Consider the following 18,159-nt stretch of genomic DNA (forward strand, 5'->3'; position numbering starts at 1 on the left):
AAATCTTTTGCGCGGGGATAGGGATGTGAGGACAAGCGCGCAAGGGGGTGCTTGGCCAAGGGCTGAGCATGGCTTGCAGGGCGGCGCAAATTACAAGCGGGAGCTTGCGCCAAGGCAAACGAAAGCGAGTTGAACGGTGAGCATGACAATGGTCGATAGCCGCCAGGCAAATCCTGCCTTTCGCATTCCCTTGTCCCACACCCACAGCCCAATAGCCCCAGTTGCCAAGCTGCAAAGAGCGATGGTCAGCCAGCCATTTTGCGCCGACAGGACCATGAAGATAGCAAACAGGACGACCATCTGAACGAGAAAAGCAGCGGCGAACCACGCGATCGGGATGGGCCGGTATTTTGCATCCGGGATGTACCAATCGGGAAAGGCGCTGTCGGGCCGGGAGATACGCCGATCCCCTGCGTAGATGTCTTCCTCTCGCGGGTCGGGGTATTGAATGTCGCCTTCGGGATCAGGGTCGCGATCACGCATCAATCATATCACGGTCCATCTCGCCCGCGCGGTTTTGGATGAAATTGAAGCGATGCTCCGGATTGCGGCCCATGAGCTGATCGACCAATTCCTTTACACTGGCGCGCTGTTCAAATTCCTGGGGCAGGGTGATGCGCACCAAGCTGCGCGTTTCGGGGTTCATGGTGGTTTCGCGCAATTGCTGCGGGTTCATTTCGCCAAGACCTTTAAAGCGGCCAACTTCGACCTTCTTGCCCTTGAACACGGTCGCCTCAAGCTCAGCGCGGTGCGCGTCATCGCGGGCGTAACGGCTCTCTTTGCCTGCTGTCAGGCGATAGAGCGGGGGCTGGGCCAAGAAGAGGTGCCCCTTGCGCACGATCTCTGGCATTTCCTGAAAGAAGAATGTCATCAGAAGTGTTGCGATGTGAGCGCCGTCGACATCAGCATCGGTCATGATGATGATACGGTCATAACGCAGATTTTCAGGATCGCAGTCCTTGCGCGTCCCACATCCCATTGCGAGGATCAGGTCTGCAATTTCAGAGTTTGCGCGAATCTTGTCGGCGGTGGCGCTCGCAACGTTCAATATCTTGCCCCGGATCGGCAGGATTGCCTGCGTCTTGCGGTCGCGCGCCTGTTTCGCTGAGCCACCCGCTGAATCGCCTTCAACGATGAAAAGCTCGGTTTCGCGGTCCCCCTCTCCCGAACAATCGGTGAGCTTGCCGGGAAGGCGCAGCTTCTTCGCATTGGTCGCGGTCTTGCGTTTGATTTCGCGCTCTTGCTTGCGCTTTAAGCGCTCATCCATGCGCTCCATGACTTCGCCCAGAAGCGCTTTGCCCCGGTCCATATTGTCAGTGAGGAACAGGTCGAACTGATCGCGCACAGCGTTTTCAACGAGGCGCACGGCCTCTGGCGACGTCAGGCGGTCTTTGGTCTGTGACTGAAATTGCGGATCACGGATGAATACGCTGAGCATGACTTCCGCGCCCGTCATCACATCATCAGCGGTAATGTCCTTGGCTTTCTTGACGCCAGTCAACTCACCAAAGGCGCGAAGCCCTTTGGTCAATGCGCCGCGAAGGCCCTGCTCATGAGTGCCCCCATCGGGGGTGGGGACGGTGTTACAATACCAGCTTGTTGAACCATCGGAATAAAGCGGCCAAGCGATGGCCCACTCAACGCGGCCTTGCCCTACCCCGTCGGCGTCCGCTGGAAATTCTTGCCTGCCGGTGAAGGGCTGCGCGGTGACACATTCGCGCGCGCCCACTTGCTCTGCGAGGTGGTCGGCAAGACCGCCGGGAAACTTGAAAACCGCTTCGGCTGGCACATCCTCGGATGCAAGCGATTCTGCGCATTTCCAGCGGATTTCCACCCCTGCAAACAGATACGCTTTCGAGCGGGCGAGCTTGAACAAGCGATGCGGTTTGAATTTGCGGTCGCCAAAGATTTCGCTGTCAGGAGTGAACGTGACTGTAGTCCCCCGACGATTGGGCGCAGCGCCCACCACCTCAATCGGCCCTAAGGTCTGACCTTTGGAGAATTCCTGCGCGTAAAGTTGTTTGTCGCGCGCAACCTCTACCCGTGTCGCAGAAGAAAGCGCGTTCACCACGCTGATCCCCACACCGTGAAGGCCGCCGCTGGTCGCATATGCCTTGCCAGAGAATTTGCCGCCTGAGTGCAGCGTTGAAAGGATCACCTCAAGCGTGGATTTGCCGGGAAACTTGGGGTGCTCATCAACCGGGATGCCTCGACCATTGTCAGATATGCTGAGGCGATTTCCCTCATCAAGGCGCACCTCGATCCGATTGGCATGGCCCGCCACCGCTTCGTCCATCGAGTTGTCGAGCACTTCGGCGGCCAGATGGTGCAGCGCGCGGTCGTCAGTGCCGCCGATATACATCCCCGGACGGCGGCGCACGGGCTCAAGGCCTTCAAGCACCTCAATCGAAGAAGAATCGTAGTCGCCGCCCGAGTTGGGCGCATTTTGAAAAAGGTCGTCGGACATGGAGCCGATATAGGCACAGCTATCGCAGCCTCACAAGAAGGCCGGGAAGCGTTTTACGCCGTTATCGCGCGAAATCTCACTCGCTAAAGCTGCGCGGTGCAGCTTCGACAGCCACCACCTGATTGCCCTGAACCTGTCGTACCTCTAGCGCGCGTTCTGCCACGCCATCGGTCCGGAAACGGAAAGCGCCATCAACGCCTACAAAGCCGCCGCGATCATAAAGCCGCGATTTGGGGAAGCTGTTTCCAGGTCGCCAGTCTTGCGCAATCCGAAGGGTCAGCAGCACCGCGTCATATCCAAGCGTTGCGATGCGATAGGGTTTGGTTCCAAAGCGCGCTTCGTAACTGTCGGAGAAACGACGAAAGCGCCCATCGGAGACGGCTGAGAACAAGGCACCTTCAACATCGCTGGTCCGGGTGATCGCGCTCCCACCGCTCCAAAGTTCGGTGCCGAGCAAGCGCGTCCCTTCCGCGCCGTCGCTGCGAAGATAGGGAGCTGCCATGATCGACAGCCGCGCGCCTTCCGCGATCAGCACTGTGTCATAGCCCCCGCGGTCACGAAGGCGTTGAGCGGCGCTGACGATAGAGGTGTTGCCGCGCGCATAGCTTTCTGCGCCGACAAGGCTGCCGCCGTAATCGCGCAAGGAGTTCTGCAATGCCGTGAACGCTTTACGGCCATAGTCACCTTCGGGGAACAGGGCGGCAAAACTGGCAGAACCGTTGGATCGGGCATACTCGACCGAGCGGCGAACCGATTGTTCGGGTGTATGGCCCATGATGAAGGTGTTGCTGCTTGCAACGCTCGCATCATTGGAGAACGCAATGGCAGGCACACTGGCCGGCGCAGCGACCGCTTCCACTGCGGCCACATTATCCGCAAGCAGAGGGCCAAGGATCAGCTTATTGCCATCGGCAATCGCTTGACGGGCTGCAGCGGCCGCTCCGCGCGATGTGTCATATGTGGTGATCCGGACCGTGTCTGTGCTGTTGTCGCGCTGTGCTGTATCAAGCAGCGCCATCGTGGTTGCATTAGCCAGCGATTGACCGACCTGAGCCGCGCTTCCGCCCATCGGCACAAGCAAGGCGACACGGTGGCGGGTGGCATCGGATGGCAAGGCTGTCGCGCTTGGCTCTGGTGTCGGGGCAGGGGGCGGGGCGGTCACTACCGTCTCCGTACGAGGCACCACCTGACACCCGGCCAACAACACCGCAGCGCCCGCAGCGACCGTCATGCGCAACCCATTCGTGCCGAAAACCGACATAACCATCCGCTTCATTCTTGAAGACCCTCTAAGCTTTCTTCAAAGGTGATGCCTGTGAACGCATCCTCTGAATCAATTGAACCCAAACCCCTTGAGCCCGGCTTGTATATCGTTGCAACGCCGATTGGCAATCTTGGCGACATAACGTTGCGAGCTATCGATGTGCTGCGCGCAGTCAGCGTGATCGCGTGTGAAGACACAAGGGTCACTGGCAAACTGTTGAAAGCGTGCTGTGTTAAGACCCGGATGCAGCGGTATGACGACCACGCTTCGCCTGCTGTGCGCAAAAAATTGATCGAAACGGCTATAAATGAGCCGGTTGCTCTGGTCAGCGATGCAGGCACGCCGCTTGTCTCTGATCCGGGTTATCGCCTTGTCCGCGACGCGCGAGAGGCGGGCGTCAATGTGACCACCATTCCGGGCGCTTGCGCAGCGGTAGCGGGACTTACGTTAAGCGGGCTTCCCAATGATCGCTTTTTGTTTGCGGGGTTCTTGCCTGTAAAAGACAAGGCACGCAGCGATGTTCTGGCGCAGTTGGGCGGGATTGAGGCAACGCTTATTTTCTATGAAACGGGCCCACGTCTGGAGCGCTCGTTGAAGGCGATAGCTCAGGTCTGGCCCACCCGCGAGATCGCAGTAGCGCGCGAGCTTACAAAGCTGCACGAAGAATGTCGGACTGGCACGGCGGAGGAGTTGGTGGACCATTACAGCGACCATCCGCCCAAAGGTGAGATTGTCTTGCTTGTCGGGCCTCCCATGCAGGAAACCAACGACATAGACGCGGACGACCTATTGAAAGACGCGCTACAGGAAATGAGCGCCAGTAAAGCCGCTGGCAAAGTCGCAAGGGCTACCGGGCTTGATCGCCAAACCCTGTACGCTCGCGCGGTCGAGCTAAAACAGCAATGAGCGAAAAAACGTCCATCAGCGCGAAAAGGCAGCGAGCCGACCAGAAGGGGCGCGAGGCGGAAGCACAGGCGGCGCAATATCTGATGCTGCAAGGCTTTGAGATCGTGGGCGAGCGGCGCAAAACAAAGCTGGGTGAAATCGACCTGATTGCACGAAAGACCGGACTTGTGGTGTTCGCCGAGGTCAAATGGCGCGCCCGTAAAGCGGACCTTGCAACCGCGATAGACGAATATCGCTTGGCCCGTGTCGCTGCCGCAGTAGAAGCAGTTGCACACGAATATGCAGGTCCAGACGATGATATTCGGATTGACGTAATTCTGCTTTCCCCCGGCTCTCGCCCGGACCATATCGAAAACGCTTGGATGCCTTAAGGCCAAGGATAGTACCACATGACACTCAAGGTCGCGGTCCAAATGGACCCCATCGAAAACATCAACATCAAGGGCGATAGTTCCTTTGCCCTTATGCTCGCAGCGCAAGAGCGCGGTTATGAGGTGTTCGAATATCATGTCGAAAGCCTGACGCTCGATGCAGACGACCGACTTCACGCGCAGTGCTATCCGGTCAAGGTCCAGCGCGTTATCGGCGACCACTTTGAAAAGGGAGAGGCTCAGCGCCTTGATCTTGGAAAGGACGTGGACGTGGTCCTGATGCGGCAGGATCCGCCTTTCGACATGGGCTATATCACGGCGACCCATTTGCTTGAGCGGATCAAGGGCGAGACGCTCGTGGTCAATGACCCGGCAAGCGTGCGCAATGCCCCTGAAAAAGTGATGGTCCTCGATTACCGCCGCTTTATGCCGCCCACTCTCGTCACACGCTCTGTCGATGAGGTGCGCCGTTTCATGGAAGAACATGGTGCGGTTGTGGTGAAGCCCATCCATGGCAATGGCGGCAAAGCCATCTTCCGCATACCCGCCGATGGAGACAATCTGACCGCGCTGTTCGAGGTGTTCAACCAAACCTGGCCCGAACCGCATATGGTGCAGCCGTTCCTTCCCGAAGTTGCCAAAGGTGATAAACGCATCGTGCTGATCGACGGGGAGGTTGCAGGCGCGATCAACCGCATTCCGGGTGAAGGCGAGTTCCGCTCAAACCTTGCCATGGGTGGAAGCGCAGAACCTACTAAACTGACTGAGCGTGAGCAGGAGATTTGCGCGGCAATGGGGCCAGAGCTTAAGCGTCTTGGGCTCACCTTTGTCGGGATTGATGTCATAGGGGGCGAATATCTGACTGAGATCAACGTCACCTCACCCACGGGTATTGTTGCAATCTCTGACTTTGATGGCACCGATCTTCCCGCAATGATCTGGGACGCGATTGAGGCGCGTCTCGCCTGATCTGAAATGATAATGCCCACGTTTAATTCTAGCGCCCAACCTACGGGGTTGCTCTAGGGCGCATACGCACTTGGTCTTTCCATTCCCGCTTTAATGGTCCGTAATCCCAGATCAACGGAGCTAATGACGGGTTATGACCAATATCGACGTATTAAGGGCAGAAGGGATCAAGGCGCTCGCCGCATTCTCGGTGTTGAGTGCTCTCACCATTGCCGTTCTCGCTTTTGTGTGGGGCGCACCGCTTTACGCCGGCCTTGCAGGGGTTTTGACCATCGTGCCCCTGGCTATTGCGCTCACTGGTCAAAAGGAAACCGGAGCGCGGCTTGCCCTTGCTGCTACCATGCCGCTTTACGGCGTCATTGCGGTAGCGGTCGCGCAAGGGACTCCGTGGCAAATGGATCTGCATATGCTGTTCTTTGCCTATCTCGCCATTCTTGCAGTCATGGCTGATGCCCGTGTCATCATCGTCGCAACAGCAGTGATCGCGGTCCACCACCTGCTCTTGAACTTTGTCGCGCCATCGCTGGTTTTCTTTGGCGGCCCGAGCCTTGCGCGCGTTGCCTTACACGCCGTGATCGTTGTCGCTGAATCAGCCGCGCTCGTCTTCTTGTGCATCCGTCTCAACGCACTGTTCGCAGAAGCATTGACCGCCCGTCAGGAGCAGGAAGAACTGCAAGTGAAAGTACAGCGCGAGCAACAAGAGAACATTGAAGCACAAGCCGACACAATCGAAAGGCTGTCGGTCGGGCTCCAAAAACTGGCAGAAGGTGACTTTACTCATCAGGTGCAGATTTGCGAGCGCGCGGATGAAGGCGCCAAATTGCTGGGCGAGACATACAATGCCTCGGTCAATCGTCTGGCGAAAACCATTCAGGATGTGCGGGCAACTGCGGACAGCGTGAGCAATGCTTCATCTGAAATTACAGCTGCTTCGAGTGATCTGGCCACGCGCAACCAGCAACAGGCTGCGAACCTTGAGGAAACCGCCGCAGCGACGGCTCAGGCGACCGATATGGTCAAGCAAACAGCGGAAAATGTCCGCAACGCTCAAAGCTCAATGGGTCAAACCAACGAACGCGCGCAAAAAGGTGGGGAAGTCGTCAGCAGGGCGATCCAGGCCATGGCCTCAATCGAAGGGTCATCCAAGGAAATCACCAAGATCATTGACGTAATCGAGGGAATTGCCTTCCAGACCAACCTTCTGGCACTCAACGCCGGCGTCGAGGCAGCGCGTGCCGGTGAGGCAGGTAAAGGGTTCGCCGTTGTCGCCAGCGAGGTGCGCGAATTGGCACAGCGCAGCGGTGAAGCGGCCAATGACATCAAATCCCTGATTTCAAGCAGTGGTGCCCACGTCAACGAGGGTGTCGGCTTAGTCAATGAAACCGGCGAGCTTCTTCGCCAGATCGCAGAACACGTCAGTAAAATGACTGAAGAGGTGAATGACATCGCCAATATGGCTGAAGGGCAATCGACCAACCTCGATCAGGTCAATGCCTCCATCGGCTCAATTGACCGCATGACCCAGCAAAACGCGGCGATGGTTGAAGAAACGACAGCAGCCGCTCGTTCTCTTGGTTCTGAAGCGGTTAGCCTCGCATCGCTCGTGGCGCAGTTCAAAACTCAAAGGCACTCAGGCAGCGAAGCACTGAGCACTCACGAGATTGAATTCGATCCTTCAATCGCTGCTTGAGGATCGACGCAAACGGCGGGCTTTGCGCTAACGGGTAAAAACCCTTTACCAATGGCCCGCCAAAGACTGGATTGTGAAGGAACCTGAACAACAACGGTGCCGCCATCGACTTGCATCATGGCGGCATCTTCTTGTCTCATCCATTGCCAAAGCTGATTTTTGTCCTGCTGAAACACTGGGACAAGAACCGCCGCGCCGCCCGTCACTGGCCAGAGGGTCGCGAAGTAAAGGGCACCGCTGGCAAGCACAGCCTGCGCTCCAAACACGATGTTCCAATTCATGATGCGCCTCGCGAAGTTGGCCTTGATCAAGTAGGCCACCCTTTATGAATTGGAAAGCTATGGCATTGGATTTGCAAGCCGCCCCGGCATAACCCCTATTGCGGGTTTCACTTGCTCTTCTTCGCCCTTGGATGGGCGGCGCGATAATTTTGCAAGATGCTAGCGGCATCAACCTTTGTGTAGATCTGCGTTGAACCAAGCGAGGCATGGCCAAGCAACTCCTGCAAGGACCGCAAGTCTGCTCCTGCCCCTAACAGATGGGTCGCAAAAGAGTGGCGCAGGGCATGGGGTGTTGCTGTGTCAGGAAGCCCAAGGGCTGCGCGCGCTCTGGCCATCGCTTTTTGCACCATGCCTTGCGAAAGCGCTCCTCCTTTTGCCCCTTTGAACAAGGGTTCATTGCGATCAATCGGATAAGGGCAGGCCTTCGTATATTCGACCACCGCCTCGCGCGTGATAGGAAGGAGTGGCACAACCCTTTGCTTGCCCCCTTTGCCAGTCACGACAAATGTATCGCCAAGCGGCAAGTCCCCTCCCTTAAGCGACAGAGCCTCGGCGACCCGCAAGCCAGAACCATACATCAAAAGCAGCACCGCGCGGTCCCTTGCGCCGATCCAATCATCGCTTGCAATGTCCTGTATCACCTCGCCAAGGTTGATTGCATCATCGGGAGTGACCGGGCGCGGGAGCCCTTTCTTGAGGCGTGGGCCGCGAAGGCGAGGGGGGGCAGGATCAGGATCGCCTGTCTCGCTGCGTGCAAAGGCAATCAGCGCCTTTAGCGCCGATAACTCTCGCGCGGCGCTGGAGTTGGCAAGGCCCTCAGCCCGCCGCGCGGCAAGGTGGGCGCGAAGATCGCCGGCCTCGACCTTCGCCAGATCTTCCCAAGATGCGGCCCCGCGCGCATGAATGAGCCGCTGCGCTGCTGCGACATAAGCGCGCACCGTATGCGCAGAGCGCCGCTGCGCATCACTCAGATGCTCGCGCCATGCGCCGACAAGATCGATCGCGCTCATGCGAGGACCAGTGCCTCATCCACCAACTCGCCCAAAAGCGCATCGAGCAAGGGCAGGCCCTTCGCTGTCACACCAAGGCGCAGGCCCTCGCGCCATACAAAGCCCAATTGTTCAAGATGAGCACATCTGTCCGCGCGAATAAGCGTGTCGCCCGCTACATCAAACCGCTCTGCAAGCGCGCCAAGATCAATCCCTTCGATAAGGCGCAGACCCATCAAGAGCGCTTCGGAGAGCTGCTCGTTCTTACGCAGCGACCGTTGCTCTTGAATGCCGTGTCCAACCGCTTCTGTCGCTTTCAGGTAGTTCTCTGGCTTTCTGTGTCGCGTTGTAGCGAACCCGCCGCGCCTTCCATGCGCGCCAGGGCCAATGCCAGCATAGTCCTGATAGCGCCAATAGGTGAGGTTATGGCGGCTTTCCTCGCCGGGGCGCGCATGATTGCTGATCTCATAGGCGGGAAGGCCAGCGGCAGCAGTCATCTCCTGCGTTATCGTATAAAGGTCGGCTGCTGCATCATCATCCAGCGGCGCGAAGACACCGCGCCTCACATCGGTTTCAAACCGCGTGCTGGGCTCAATCGTGAGCTGATAGAGCGAGAGATGCGACGTCCCCAGTGCCAGAGCCCGCGCCAATTGCGCCTCCCACTCCTGAGGGCTCTGGTCAGGCAGCGCGTAGATCATGTCGAAACTGACCCGTTCAAAGGTGGTCTGAGCCACGTCCAATGCCGCTAAAGCCTCCTCAGCGCTATGAAGTCGGCCCAGCCATTTTAAAGTCTTCTCTTGAAGCGCCTGAACCCCAAGGGTAACACGGTTCACACCAGCAGTTGCAAGCCCTGCAAAATTCGCCGCCTCTACCGAAGAGGGATTGGCCTCAAGCGTGATTTCTATCGCCGGGTCAAAGCCCCAAAGGTCGCTCGCCTCACCGATCAAACGCTCGACCACAGCGGGCGGCATCAGCGATGGTGTGCCTCCGCCAAAGAAGATTGACGTCAAGCTCTCGCCGCCAGCAACCTTGGCCTCGGCGCGCATATCGGCAATCAGCGCTGCTTCCCACACAGCCACATCCACCACATCGCGAACATGGCTGTTAAAGTCGCAATATGGGCATTTCTTCTCGCAAAAAGGCCAATGAATATAAAGCGCGCGGGCCAAAAGAGGTGCCTTCAGTAGTTCTTTAACAATTGCTTGTCATACCTTACCGGATGAATTTACGCGCGACAATTCTGACCGTTTCTGGCGCTGTTGCTGCGCTTTTCGGCCTTGCAGCACCAGCATCTGCACAAGGCGCTGGCTCTGATGCTGAGCGTGCATGGCTTAACGCGCATAATGAAGCGCGGCTGGATTTCGGGACACCGCCGCTCCAATGGTCTGCAAGCCTTACCCAAGAGGCAAGCCAATGGGCCGAGCACCTCGCGCGCACTAACACCATGCGCCACTCCACGCCCGAAACCCGCGCGCAAACCGGCGAGAACCTGTGGATGGGGACGGCGGGGTATTACACGCCGGGCAGCATGATCGGCTTTTTCGTGAACGAGCAGCGCTATTTTCGCGCCGGGTATTTTCCAGAAGTCTCGCGCACTGGTAGCTGGGCCGATGTCGGCCACTACACCCAAGTCGTATGGCCCAGCACGCGCGAAGTCGGCTGTGCCAAGGCCAGCAATGCGAAATATGATTTTCTAGTGTGCCGCTATTTCCCGGCGGGCAATGTCGAGGGTGAACGCATGGAGCCGCGGCGCCATATCGCCCGGCGCTAAAGCCCAAACTGCTCTGCTACAAGTTTTGCGAAGGCATCTGCGCGGTGGCTGATCGCGTGCTTTTCTGATGGATCAATCTCAGCGAAGGTTTCCGAGCCTTCGCGAGCCGATGGCACGAAAACCGGATCATAACCGAAACCCAATGCGCCGCGCGGTGGCCATGTAAGTTCGCCCGGGCATTGCCCTTCGTACACCGCATATTCCCCATCCGGCCATGCAATCGCGAGCACGCAATGGAAAGCAGCTGAGCGGTCGGTGTCCGGCCCAAGCTGTTGAAGCATTCCCTCAACCTTGCCCATCGCCATATACCAATCACGGCCCGGATCACCTTCGAACCATTGCCGTTCAGCCCAATCGGCGGTGTACACACCGGGACGGCCACCCAGCGCATCGACGCTTAGCCCGCTATCATCGGCAAGCGCGGGAAGGCCTGACGCCTCCGCCGCTGCGCGAGCCTTTATCACAGCGTTTTCGACAAAGGTCTTCCCCGTTTCAGGCGGCTCAGGCAGACCCAGAGAGCCAGCGGAAATGCATTTCAATCCATGCGGATCAAGCAGCGCCGAAATCTCTTTGAGTTTGCCTGCGTTATGAGTCGCAATAACCAGCGACCCGCCGCCCAATTTACGGGTCATTTTACCGCGTCCAACTGTGCCTTGAAGATCGCATCGCAACCGATGTTGGCAAGGCGAAGAAGGCGAAGAAGCCCTTCTTCGTCATAAGTCGCGCCTTCGGCGGTTGCCTGCACCTCAGCGATCTGGCCGCCGCTGATCAGGACGAAATTGGCATCGGCATCCGCGCTTGAGTCTTCGTCATAGTCGAGGTCCAAAACCGGCGTGCCATTGTATATGCCACAGGAGATAGCAGCGACCTGCGCGCTGATCGGGTCTTCCTTGATTGCGCCTGATTCCATCAGGGAATTGATCGCCAAGCGAAGGGCTACCCATGCACCGGAAATGGACGCAGTACGCGTGCCGCCGTCAGCCTGAATCACGTCGCAGTCCAGAGTAATCTGACGCTCACCCAGTTTCTTTAAATCGACCACGGCACGCAAAGACCGGCCAATAAGGCGCTGGATTTCTTGCGTGCGCCCGGACTGTTTACCCTTGGCAGCCTCGCGTGAGCCGCGAGTGTGCGTCGCGCGCGGGAGCATGGAATACTCACCCGTTACCCAACCTTCGCCTTTCCCGCGAAGCCAAGGCGGAATGCGTTCTTCAACGCTCGCGGTGCAAAGCACACGGGTGTCGCCAAAGCTGATCAGGCAAGAGCCTTCTGCGTGTTTGGTAAAGCCTGTTTCGATAGTGATGCTGCGCATTTCATCCGCGCTACGTCCTGAGGGGCGCATTATATTCTCCAATTTGATTTGCCGCTCACCTGACAGCCAAGACTTGCCGCCGCAAGCGCAAACACTAAGATTATGCCCCATGTCCGGTCCATCGATCACAGAACTTACCAACAGAGCGCGCGATATTTTCCAGCGCGTGGTCGAAGAATACCTTGAAAACGGTCAGCCAGTAGGCTCCAAAACGCTGGCAGCGGATGGGACGCTGAACCTGTCGCCTGCCTCAATCCGCTCAGTACTGGCTGAGCTTGAAAGTCAGGGATTTCTCGCAGCGCCTCATACAAGCGCCGGGCGTATGCCTACAGAAGCGGGACTGCGCATCTTTGTTGATGGCATGATGCGGGTGGCTGAACCAAGCCGCGAAGAGCAAGAGCAGATAGAAGCGCGCATTGCGGAAAGCGGCCCGGTTGAGAAGGCGTTGCAGGCAACCAGCGCGCTTTTGTCCGAGCTTTCGGGCGCGGCTGGCATGGTGATGGTGCCCCAGCGCGAACAGCGCCTCTCTCAATTCAGCCTTGTAAGCTTGGGGCAAGGCCGTGCTTTGGCTGTGCTCGTGGGGGAAGACGGCGGGGTGGAAAACCGTGTCCTTGAACTTGGTGCAGACGATATGGGTTCGCTGGAGGCGGCGAGCAATTACATCACCTCGCGGCTCACCGGGCGAACTCTGGCTGAAGCAGCTCAAGCGATACGCGCCGAAATTAAGGCGGGTAAGAGCCAGTTGGACAGCGCAAGCAGCAGTCTTGTTGAACGCGGCCTTGCGGTATGGAGTGAGGATGCAAACGCCCGCCCGGTGCTGATCGTGCGCGGTGCCTCCAACCTGATCGACGAAGCGGCCATGGAAGACATTGAGCGCGTGCGCTCGCTCCTTGATGACCTTGAAGACAAACAATCGGTCGCAAGCTTGCTTGAGAGCGCGCGCGAAGCCGACGCCACACGTATCTTTATCGGAAGCGAGAACCGCCTGTTCGGACTTTCCGGCTCCTCAGTCATTGCATCACCTTATCGCGATATGGAGGGAAGGGTGGTCGGCGTTTTAGGGGTGATCGGTCCCACACGCTTGAATTACGCCCGCGTGGTCCCCATGGTTGACTTAACCGCTCGATCGCTTAGCCGGACCTTGACTGGCCAATCGGGCAAATTGATCGCGTAAGACGCAGGAACATAAGACACATGAACGACGAAAATAAGCCGCAGGACGATGCGGCAGCTGAAGCTGAACTTAAAGGCGTACCTGAAGAATTTCTCGACGGCGGCGATGGCAATGACGAGGCCGAAGGCGAAGAGGCGGGCAAGGGTGGCCTTGCCGAGGCGCTTGAGGCTCTTCGCGGTGATCTTGAAGCAGCCAAGCAGGACGTACTCTATGCGCAGGCTGAAACGCAGAACGTGCGTCGCCGGATGGAAAAAGATGTAGCTGATGCACGCAACTATGCCGCAACCGGCTTTGCCCGCGACATTTTGAGCGTGTGGGACAACCTTTCCCGCGCGGTTGAGGCGATCCCCGATAGCTTACGCGAAGACGACAAGATGAAGGGCCTCGTGGTCGGCATTGAAGCCACCCAGCGCGAGCTTGAAAAAGTCTTTAAACAGCACGGTGTTGAACGCATTGCCGCCGTCGGATTGCCTCTCGATCCAAACCAGCACCAAGCGATGATGGAAGTGCCAAGCGCTGATCACGAAGCCGGTACTGTTATCCAGGAGATGCAATCAGGCTGGATGATCAAAGACCGCCTGCTGCGCCCTGCAATGGTGGGTGTGGCTAAGAAGCCGGATTAAGCTTTTCAGTTCAACGTTGCACCAGCGAAGGCGACAAGCCGATCATAAGCGGCCTTGTCGCCAACACCCGGAATCTGCGCTCCATGCCTTAGCATGAAGGCGTGTTTGACGATCTCTGCCTGCTGCTCGATGCCATAATCTTCGAGCGCCGCGCCGGGTTTCAGCGAATAGCTGTAGCTGCAAAAGGGGTGGCGTTTCAGAATCAGAAACCAGCGCCCCTTTGTCTGCGTCTGCCAGACGTGGGTCATCTCGTGGATGAAAAAGCCTTGAACGCTTAGCGGTTGAAACGCGTAATCGTCGCAATAGGCGCGGCCCTCGGGGTGGAAATAAATGTTACCGTTGGGCGCCATTGCCACCCGCTTCGGTTGAAACGGCCACCATTTGCGGCGCTTCAACAGCACTGAGCTGTATTCAATCGCATTCCCAAAGACAGTGCGGGCCAGAGCAATCTCACCAGAGGTCAAAGAACGCTCACCGCCAACCGGGCAAGCGGCTGGCGGTGCATCGTCCAAATGGGCGAGGGTATCTTTCAGCGCTCATCCCCCGCAGCGCGCACTTCGGCGGTGAATTTGTGCGTCCCGCCGCCTGACAGTTTGAGAGTAACTTCAGCCGTGCCGCCCGCTTCTAGGTCAGGCGAAGGCTGCATCGCCATCACGTGATAATCGCCCGGTTTGAACTCAAGTTTAGTACCGGCCGTGAGAGGAATTGGCACCGATTCCACCATGCGGTTTTGACCCGGCTCCTCAATCGTTTGGTGGATCATCGCCTCACCAGCGCCTTCGACCTCCGCATCGTAAAGCGAAAGCGCGCGCTCACCATCGTAAGAAAGGTCGAAATAGACCGCCGCAGGATTGCCGGAGACGGGGGCCAGCACCACGCGGCCATTCTCAACCGTCATCCCGGGGACAACGCCCTCGACCGGCGCGGGCTCCGCCGCCTGTTCCTCAGCACAAGCGCCAAGCGCCAAAGCGCCCGCCAGCACAAATCCAAATCTTTTCATACCCACTCACTCCCTATTCGCGAGACGCGGCCATTATCGGCGTCCCTTTTGTGGATTGGGCAAAAACTAGGGCCTTGGGGTTCTTGTGCCAAGAAAAACCGCACCTATATCCGCCTCATATTCGAGCCGCCGAGCTGTCTCGCCGCTTTACGGGAGGCGCAAGGCGCGGTGTCCAACAATGAATTAGGATTGAAAAATCATGGGTAAAGTAATCGGTATCGACCTTGGCACGACCAACAGCTGTGTGTCTGTCATGGATGGTGGGAAACCAAAGGTGATCGAAAACTCTGAAGGCGCACGCACAACGCCTTCGATTGTGGCTTTCACCAAAGATGGCGAGCGCCTGATCGGCCAACCAGCCAAGCGTCAAGCTGTCACCAACCCCGACAACACTCTTTTCGCGATCAAGCGTCTGATCGGTCGCCGCTTCGACGATCCGCTGACCAAGAAAGACATGGAAATTGTCCCTTACAACATCGTCAAGGGCAAGAACGGCGATGCGTGGGTATCGGCTGGCGGCGAGGAATATTCGCCTTCGCAAATCAGCGCCTTCATCCTGCAAAAGATGAAAGAAACCGCTGAGAGCTATCTTGGCGAAACCGTCACGCAGGCGGTGATCACCGTTCCTGCATACTTCAACGATGCTCAGCGTCAGGCGACGAAAGACGCTGGCCAGATTGCAGGGCTGGAAGTCCTTCGCATCATCAATGAGCCAACCGCAGCAGCGCTCGCCTACGGCATGGACAAGGAAGACGGCAAAACCATCGCCGTTTACGACCTTGGCGGCGGTACGTTCGACGTCTCAATCCTTGAGATCGGCGACGGCGTGTTTGAAGTGAAGTCGACCAACGGCGACACCTTCCTTGGCGGTGAAGACTTCGACAACGCGATTGTCGAGCATCTTGCTGATGCCTTCAAGAAGAAGGAAAACATGGACCTGAAGACCGACAAGCTCGCTCTTCAGCGTCTTAAAGAAGCGGCTGAAAAAGCGAAGATCGAGCTCTCCTCGTCCGCGACGACCGAAGTGAACCTGCCGTTCATCACCGCGCGTATGGAAGGCGGCGCATCGACCCCGCTTCACCTTGTTGAAACAATCACCCGCGCTGACCTTGAAAAGCTGGTTGGTGGTCTCATCGACCGCACGCTTGAGCCATGCAAGAAAGCGCTCAAGGACGCAGGCGTTACCAAGGACGAAATCGACGAGGTGATCCTCGTTGGCGGTATGACCCGTATGCCTCGCGTTCGCGAAGTGGTTGAGAAATTCTTCGAAGCCAAACCACACACCGGCGTGAACCCTGACGAAGTTGTCGCAATGGGTGCAGCCATTCAGGCAGGCGTTCTTCAGGGCGACGTCAAGGACGTTCTGCTGCTCGACGTGACCCCGCTGTCACTGGGCATCGAAACGCTCGGCGGTGTTTTCACCCGCATGATTGATCGCAACACAACGATCCCGACGAAGAAAACGCAGACCTATTCAACCGCAGAAGACAATCAGAACGCTGTGACGATTAAAGTCTTCCAAGGTGAGCGTGAGATGGCGGCTGACAATAAGCTGCTGGGCAATTTCGACCTCGTCGGTATTCCACCAGCACCACGCGGTGTGCCTCAGATCGAAGTGACATTCGACATTGACGCCAACGGCATCGTGTCGGTGAGCGCCAAGGACAAGGGCACAGGCAAAGAGCAAACGATCAAGATCCAGGCATCAGGCGGTCTGTCGGACAGCGACATCGACCAAATGGTTCAGGACGCTGAGAAATTTGCCGAAGAGGACAAGAAGCGCCGTGAAAGCGCTGAGGCTCGCAACCAAGCCGACAGCCTTGTGCACGCAACTGAAAAGCAGCTTGCCGACAATGGCGACAAGATCGACGCCGAGACTAAGACCGCTGTTGAGGAAGCGATTGCCGCGACCAAGACGGCTCTGGAAGGCGACGATGCCGAAGAGATCAATGCAAAGGCTCAAGAGCTGACGCAGGCGGCCATGAAAATGGGCGAGCAGATCTACAAGCAAGAGCAGGAAAATCAGGCGGCTGAAAGCGCCGGCGCGGACGACAGCTCTTCAGACGAGGCTGATGAAGACGTAGTCGATGCCGAGTTTTCGGAAGTCGACGACGAGAAAAAGGACTAATCCATTAACCCTCTAACCCTCCCTCTCCTCGCTGCCACAAGCGGTGAGGGGAGGGGCGGCTTAAAGGCATTATGATGGCGACATCCGACTATTATGAAACCCTTGGTGTCTCGCGCGATTGTGACGCGGGGACACTGAAATCTGCTTATCGCAAAGCGGCGATGAAATGGCACCCGGACCGCAATCCGGGTGATGCCGAGGCAGAAGCAAAGTTCAAAGCTCTTGGCGAGGCTTACGAGGTTCTCAAAGACCCACAAAAGCGCGCAGCCTATGACCGTTTCGGTCACGAAGCCTTTACGCAAGGCATGGGTGGCGGCGGCGGCTTTGGTGGCGGCGGTCAAGAAGGCTTTGGCGACATTGGCGACATCTTCGAAACCATCTTCGGCAGCGCCTTTGGTGGCGGTGCAGGGATGGGCGGTGGCCGTCAACGCCAGCGCCGGGGTGCTGATCTTCGCTATGACATGGAAATTACCCTCGAAGAGGCATTCCACGGCAAAACCACTGAAATTGAAATCGAAGTCAGCACCGAGTGTGACGCTTGCGAGGGCAGCGGCGCAACGCCCGGAACAGGCGAGCGCACTTGTACCACCTGTCGCGGGGCTGGCTCTGTACGAGCAAAACAAGGGCTGTTCGTAGTCGAGCGGCCATGCCCAACCTGCGGCGGGCGCGGTGTGATGATCGAAGACCCTTGCAAGGTCTGCCGAGGCGAAGGGCGCGTCGACAAGGCTCAAACACTTGAGGTGGAAATACCACCCGGCGTTGATACGGGCACGCGCATTCGGCTGTCTGGCAGAGGCGAGGCGGGACAACGCGGCGCACCTGCGGGCGACCTTTATATCTTTATCCACGTGAGGCAGCACACGTTATTCGAACGCGAAGGCACGACGCTTGCCACACGGGTTCCCGTGACGTTCACGACGGCGGCGCTGGGCGGCAGCGTCGATATTCCCGACCTTGATGGCTCAACAAACACGATCGACATTCCCGTCGGCATTCAATCGGGCAAGCAATTGCGCGTACGCGGCGCTGGTATGCCAGTTCTGCAAGGGCGCGGGCGAGGCGACCTTGTGGTCGAAATCAAGGTTGAGACACCGACCAAGCTTTCGAAGAAGCAGCGCGAAATCCTTGAAGAATTCCGCCAAACGGAAACCGGCGACGAATGTCCTGAAAGCCGCAGCTTTTTCGGCAAGTTGAAAGAGGCCTTCAAAGGGTAA

19 protein-coding genes are annotated in these 18,159 nt (G+C 57.7%); 9 read left to right on the forward strand and 10 right to left on the reverse strand.

All coding sequences use genetic code 11. From position 1 onward, the window contains the following. Nucleotides 1-90: 90 nt before the first annotated feature. The 3 genes from INR77_RS09870 to INR77_RS09880 form a co-directional block, all read right to left on the reverse strand. Nucleotides 91-483, reverse strand: a complete 393-nt coding sequence (locus INR77_RS09870; protein ID WP_223070899.1) for a hypothetical protein — start codon at nt 481-483, stop codon at nt 91-93. Further along, nucleotides 476-2,467 carry a DNA topoisomerase IV subunit B gene (parE, locus tag INR77_RS09875; protein WP_223070900.1) on the reverse strand — a complete coding sequence of 664 codons (1,992 nt, stop codon included), beginning with the start codon at nt 2,465-2,467 and terminating at the stop codon, nt 476-478. Before parE ends, INR77_RS09870 begins: the two co-directional genes overlap by 8 nt. A 76-nt stretch (nt 2,468-2,543) precedes the next feature. Continuing rightward, nucleotides 2,544-3,743: a penicillin-binding protein activator gene (locus INR77_RS09880; RefSeq protein ID WP_370632202.1), complete on the reverse strand. Its 1,200-nt coding sequence runs from the start codon at nt 3,741-3,743 to the stop codon at nt 2,544-2,546. Nucleotides 3,744-3,776: 33 nt separating this feature from the next. On the opposite strand from INR77_RS09880, the gene rsmI reads away from it, so the two are divergent. From rsmI to INR77_RS09900, 4 genes are all read left to right on the forward strand, one after another. Continuing rightward, entirely contained in the window at nt 3,777-4,637 is an 861-nt protein-coding gene (gene rsmI / locus INR77_RS09885) for a 16S rRNA (cytidine(1402)-2'-O)-methyltransferase (RefSeq protein ID WP_223070901.1), read from the forward strand. Next, nucleotides 4,634-5,008: a YraN family protein gene (locus tag INR77_RS09890; protein ID WP_223070902.1), complete on the forward strand. Its 375-nt coding sequence runs from the start codon at nt 4,634-4,636 to the stop codon at nt 5,006-5,008. The genes rsmI and INR77_RS09890 overlap by 4 nt, the downstream gene beginning before the upstream one ends. 18 nt (nt 5,009-5,026) lie before the next feature. Next, complete coding sequence (gene gshB, locus INR77_RS09895) at nt 5,027-5,977, forward strand: glutathione synthase (RefSeq protein WP_223070903.1); 951 nt, start codon at nt 5,027-5,029, stop codon at nt 5,975-5,977. 133 nt (nt 5,978-6,110) lie between these two features. Then, complete coding sequence (locus INR77_RS09900) at nt 6,111-7,667, forward strand: methyl-accepting chemotaxis protein (protein WP_223070904.1); 1,557 nt, start codon at nt 6,111-6,113, stop codon at nt 7,665-7,667. Here INR77_RS09900 and INR77_RS09905 read toward each other — a convergent pair. The 3 genes from INR77_RS09905 to hemW all read right to left on the reverse strand — a co-directional run bounded on the left by INR77_RS09905 (nt 7,631) and on the right by hemW (nt 10,106). Further along, the gene (locus tag INR77_RS09905; protein ID WP_223070905.1) at nt 7,631-7,948 is read right to left on the reverse strand and encodes a hypothetical protein; all 318 of its coding nucleotides are present in this window, start codon (nt 7,946-7,948) and stop codon (nt 7,631-7,633) included. The genes INR77_RS09900 and INR77_RS09905 overlap by 37 nt on opposite strands. 107 nt (nt 7,949-8,055) lie before the next feature. After that, nucleotides 8,056-8,958, reverse strand: a complete 903-nt coding sequence (locus INR77_RS09910; protein WP_223070906.1) for a tyrosine recombinase XerC — start codon at nt 8,956-8,958, stop codon at nt 8,056-8,058. Next, entirely contained in the window at nt 8,955-10,106 is a 1,152-nt protein-coding gene (gene hemW, locus INR77_RS09915; protein ID WP_223070907.1) for a radical SAM family heme chaperone HemW, read from the reverse strand. Before hemW ends, INR77_RS09910 begins: the two co-directional genes overlap by 4 nt. 50 nt (nt 10,107-10,156) lie before the next feature. On the opposite strand from hemW, the gene INR77_RS09920 reads away from it, so the two are divergent. Further along, the gene (locus INR77_RS09920) at nt 10,157-10,708 is read left to right on the forward strand and encodes a CAP domain-containing protein (protein ID WP_223070908.1); all 552 of its coding nucleotides are present in this window, start codon (nt 10,157-10,159) and stop codon (nt 10,706-10,708) included. Here the strand turns inward: INR77_RS09920 and rdgB are convergent. Both rdgB and rph read right to left on the reverse strand, forming a co-directional pair. After that, nucleotides 10,705-11,340 (reverse strand): RdgB/HAM1 family non-canonical purine NTP pyrophosphatase, encoded by a 636-nt coding sequence (gene rdgB, locus INR77_RS09925; protein ID WP_223070909.1) that lies wholly within the window; start codon nt 11,338-11,340, stop codon nt 10,705-10,707. The genes INR77_RS09920 and rdgB overlap by 4 nt on opposite strands. Continuing rightward, nucleotides 11,337-12,050, reverse strand: a complete 714-nt coding sequence (rph, locus tag INR77_RS09930; RefSeq protein WP_223070910.1) for a ribonuclease PH — start codon at nt 12,048-12,050, stop codon at nt 11,337-11,339. Before rph ends, rdgB begins: the two co-directional genes overlap by 4 nt. 79 nt (nt 12,051-12,129) lie before the next feature. Between rph and hrcA the strand changes: the two genes are divergently transcribed. Both hrcA and grpE read left to right on the forward strand, forming a co-directional pair. After that, entirely contained in the window at nt 12,130-13,194 is a 1,065-nt protein-coding gene (gene hrcA / locus INR77_RS09935; protein ID WP_223070911.1) for a heat-inducible transcriptional repressor HrcA, read from the forward strand. 20 nt (nt 13,195-13,214) lie between these two features. Next, entirely contained in the window at nt 13,215-13,817 is a 603-nt protein-coding gene (grpE, locus tag INR77_RS09940) for a nucleotide exchange factor GrpE (RefSeq protein ID WP_223070912.1), read from the forward strand. A gap of 5 nt (nt 13,818-13,822) precedes the next feature. On the opposite strand, the gene INR77_RS09945 is transcribed toward grpE, so the two are convergent. Further along, on the reverse strand, nt 13,823-14,329 hold the full coding sequence (locus INR77_RS09945; RefSeq protein WP_223070913.1) for a vgr related protein: 507 nt from the start codon (nt 14,327-14,329) through the stop codon (nt 13,823-13,825). A 17-nt stretch (nt 14,330-14,346) separates the two neighbouring features. After that, nucleotides 14,347-14,817: a copper chaperone PCu(A)C gene (locus INR77_RS09950; RefSeq protein ID WP_223070914.1), complete on the reverse strand. Its 471-nt coding sequence runs from the start codon at nt 14,815-14,817 to the stop codon at nt 14,347-14,349. Nucleotides 14,818-15,016: 199 nt separating this feature from the next. Between INR77_RS09950 and dnaK the strand changes: the two genes are divergently transcribed. Both dnaK and dnaJ read left to right on the forward strand, forming a co-directional pair. Beyond that, the gene (dnaK, locus tag INR77_RS09955; protein ID WP_223070915.1) at nt 15,017-16,945 is read left to right on the forward strand and encodes a molecular chaperone DnaK; all 1,929 of its coding nucleotides are present in this window, start codon (nt 15,017-15,019) and stop codon (nt 16,943-16,945) included. Between the two features lie 71 nt (nt 16,946-17,016). Continuing rightward, on the forward strand, nt 17,017-18,159 hold the full coding sequence (dnaJ, locus tag INR77_RS09960) for a molecular chaperone DnaJ (protein WP_223070916.1): 1,143 nt from the start codon (nt 17,017-17,019) through the stop codon (nt 18,157-18,159).

This window comes from Erythrobacter sp. SCSIO 43205 (assembly GCF_019904235.1).
Classification (GTDB): domain Bacteria; phylum Pseudomonadota; class Alphaproteobacteria; order Sphingomonadales; family Sphingomonadaceae; genus Erythrobacter.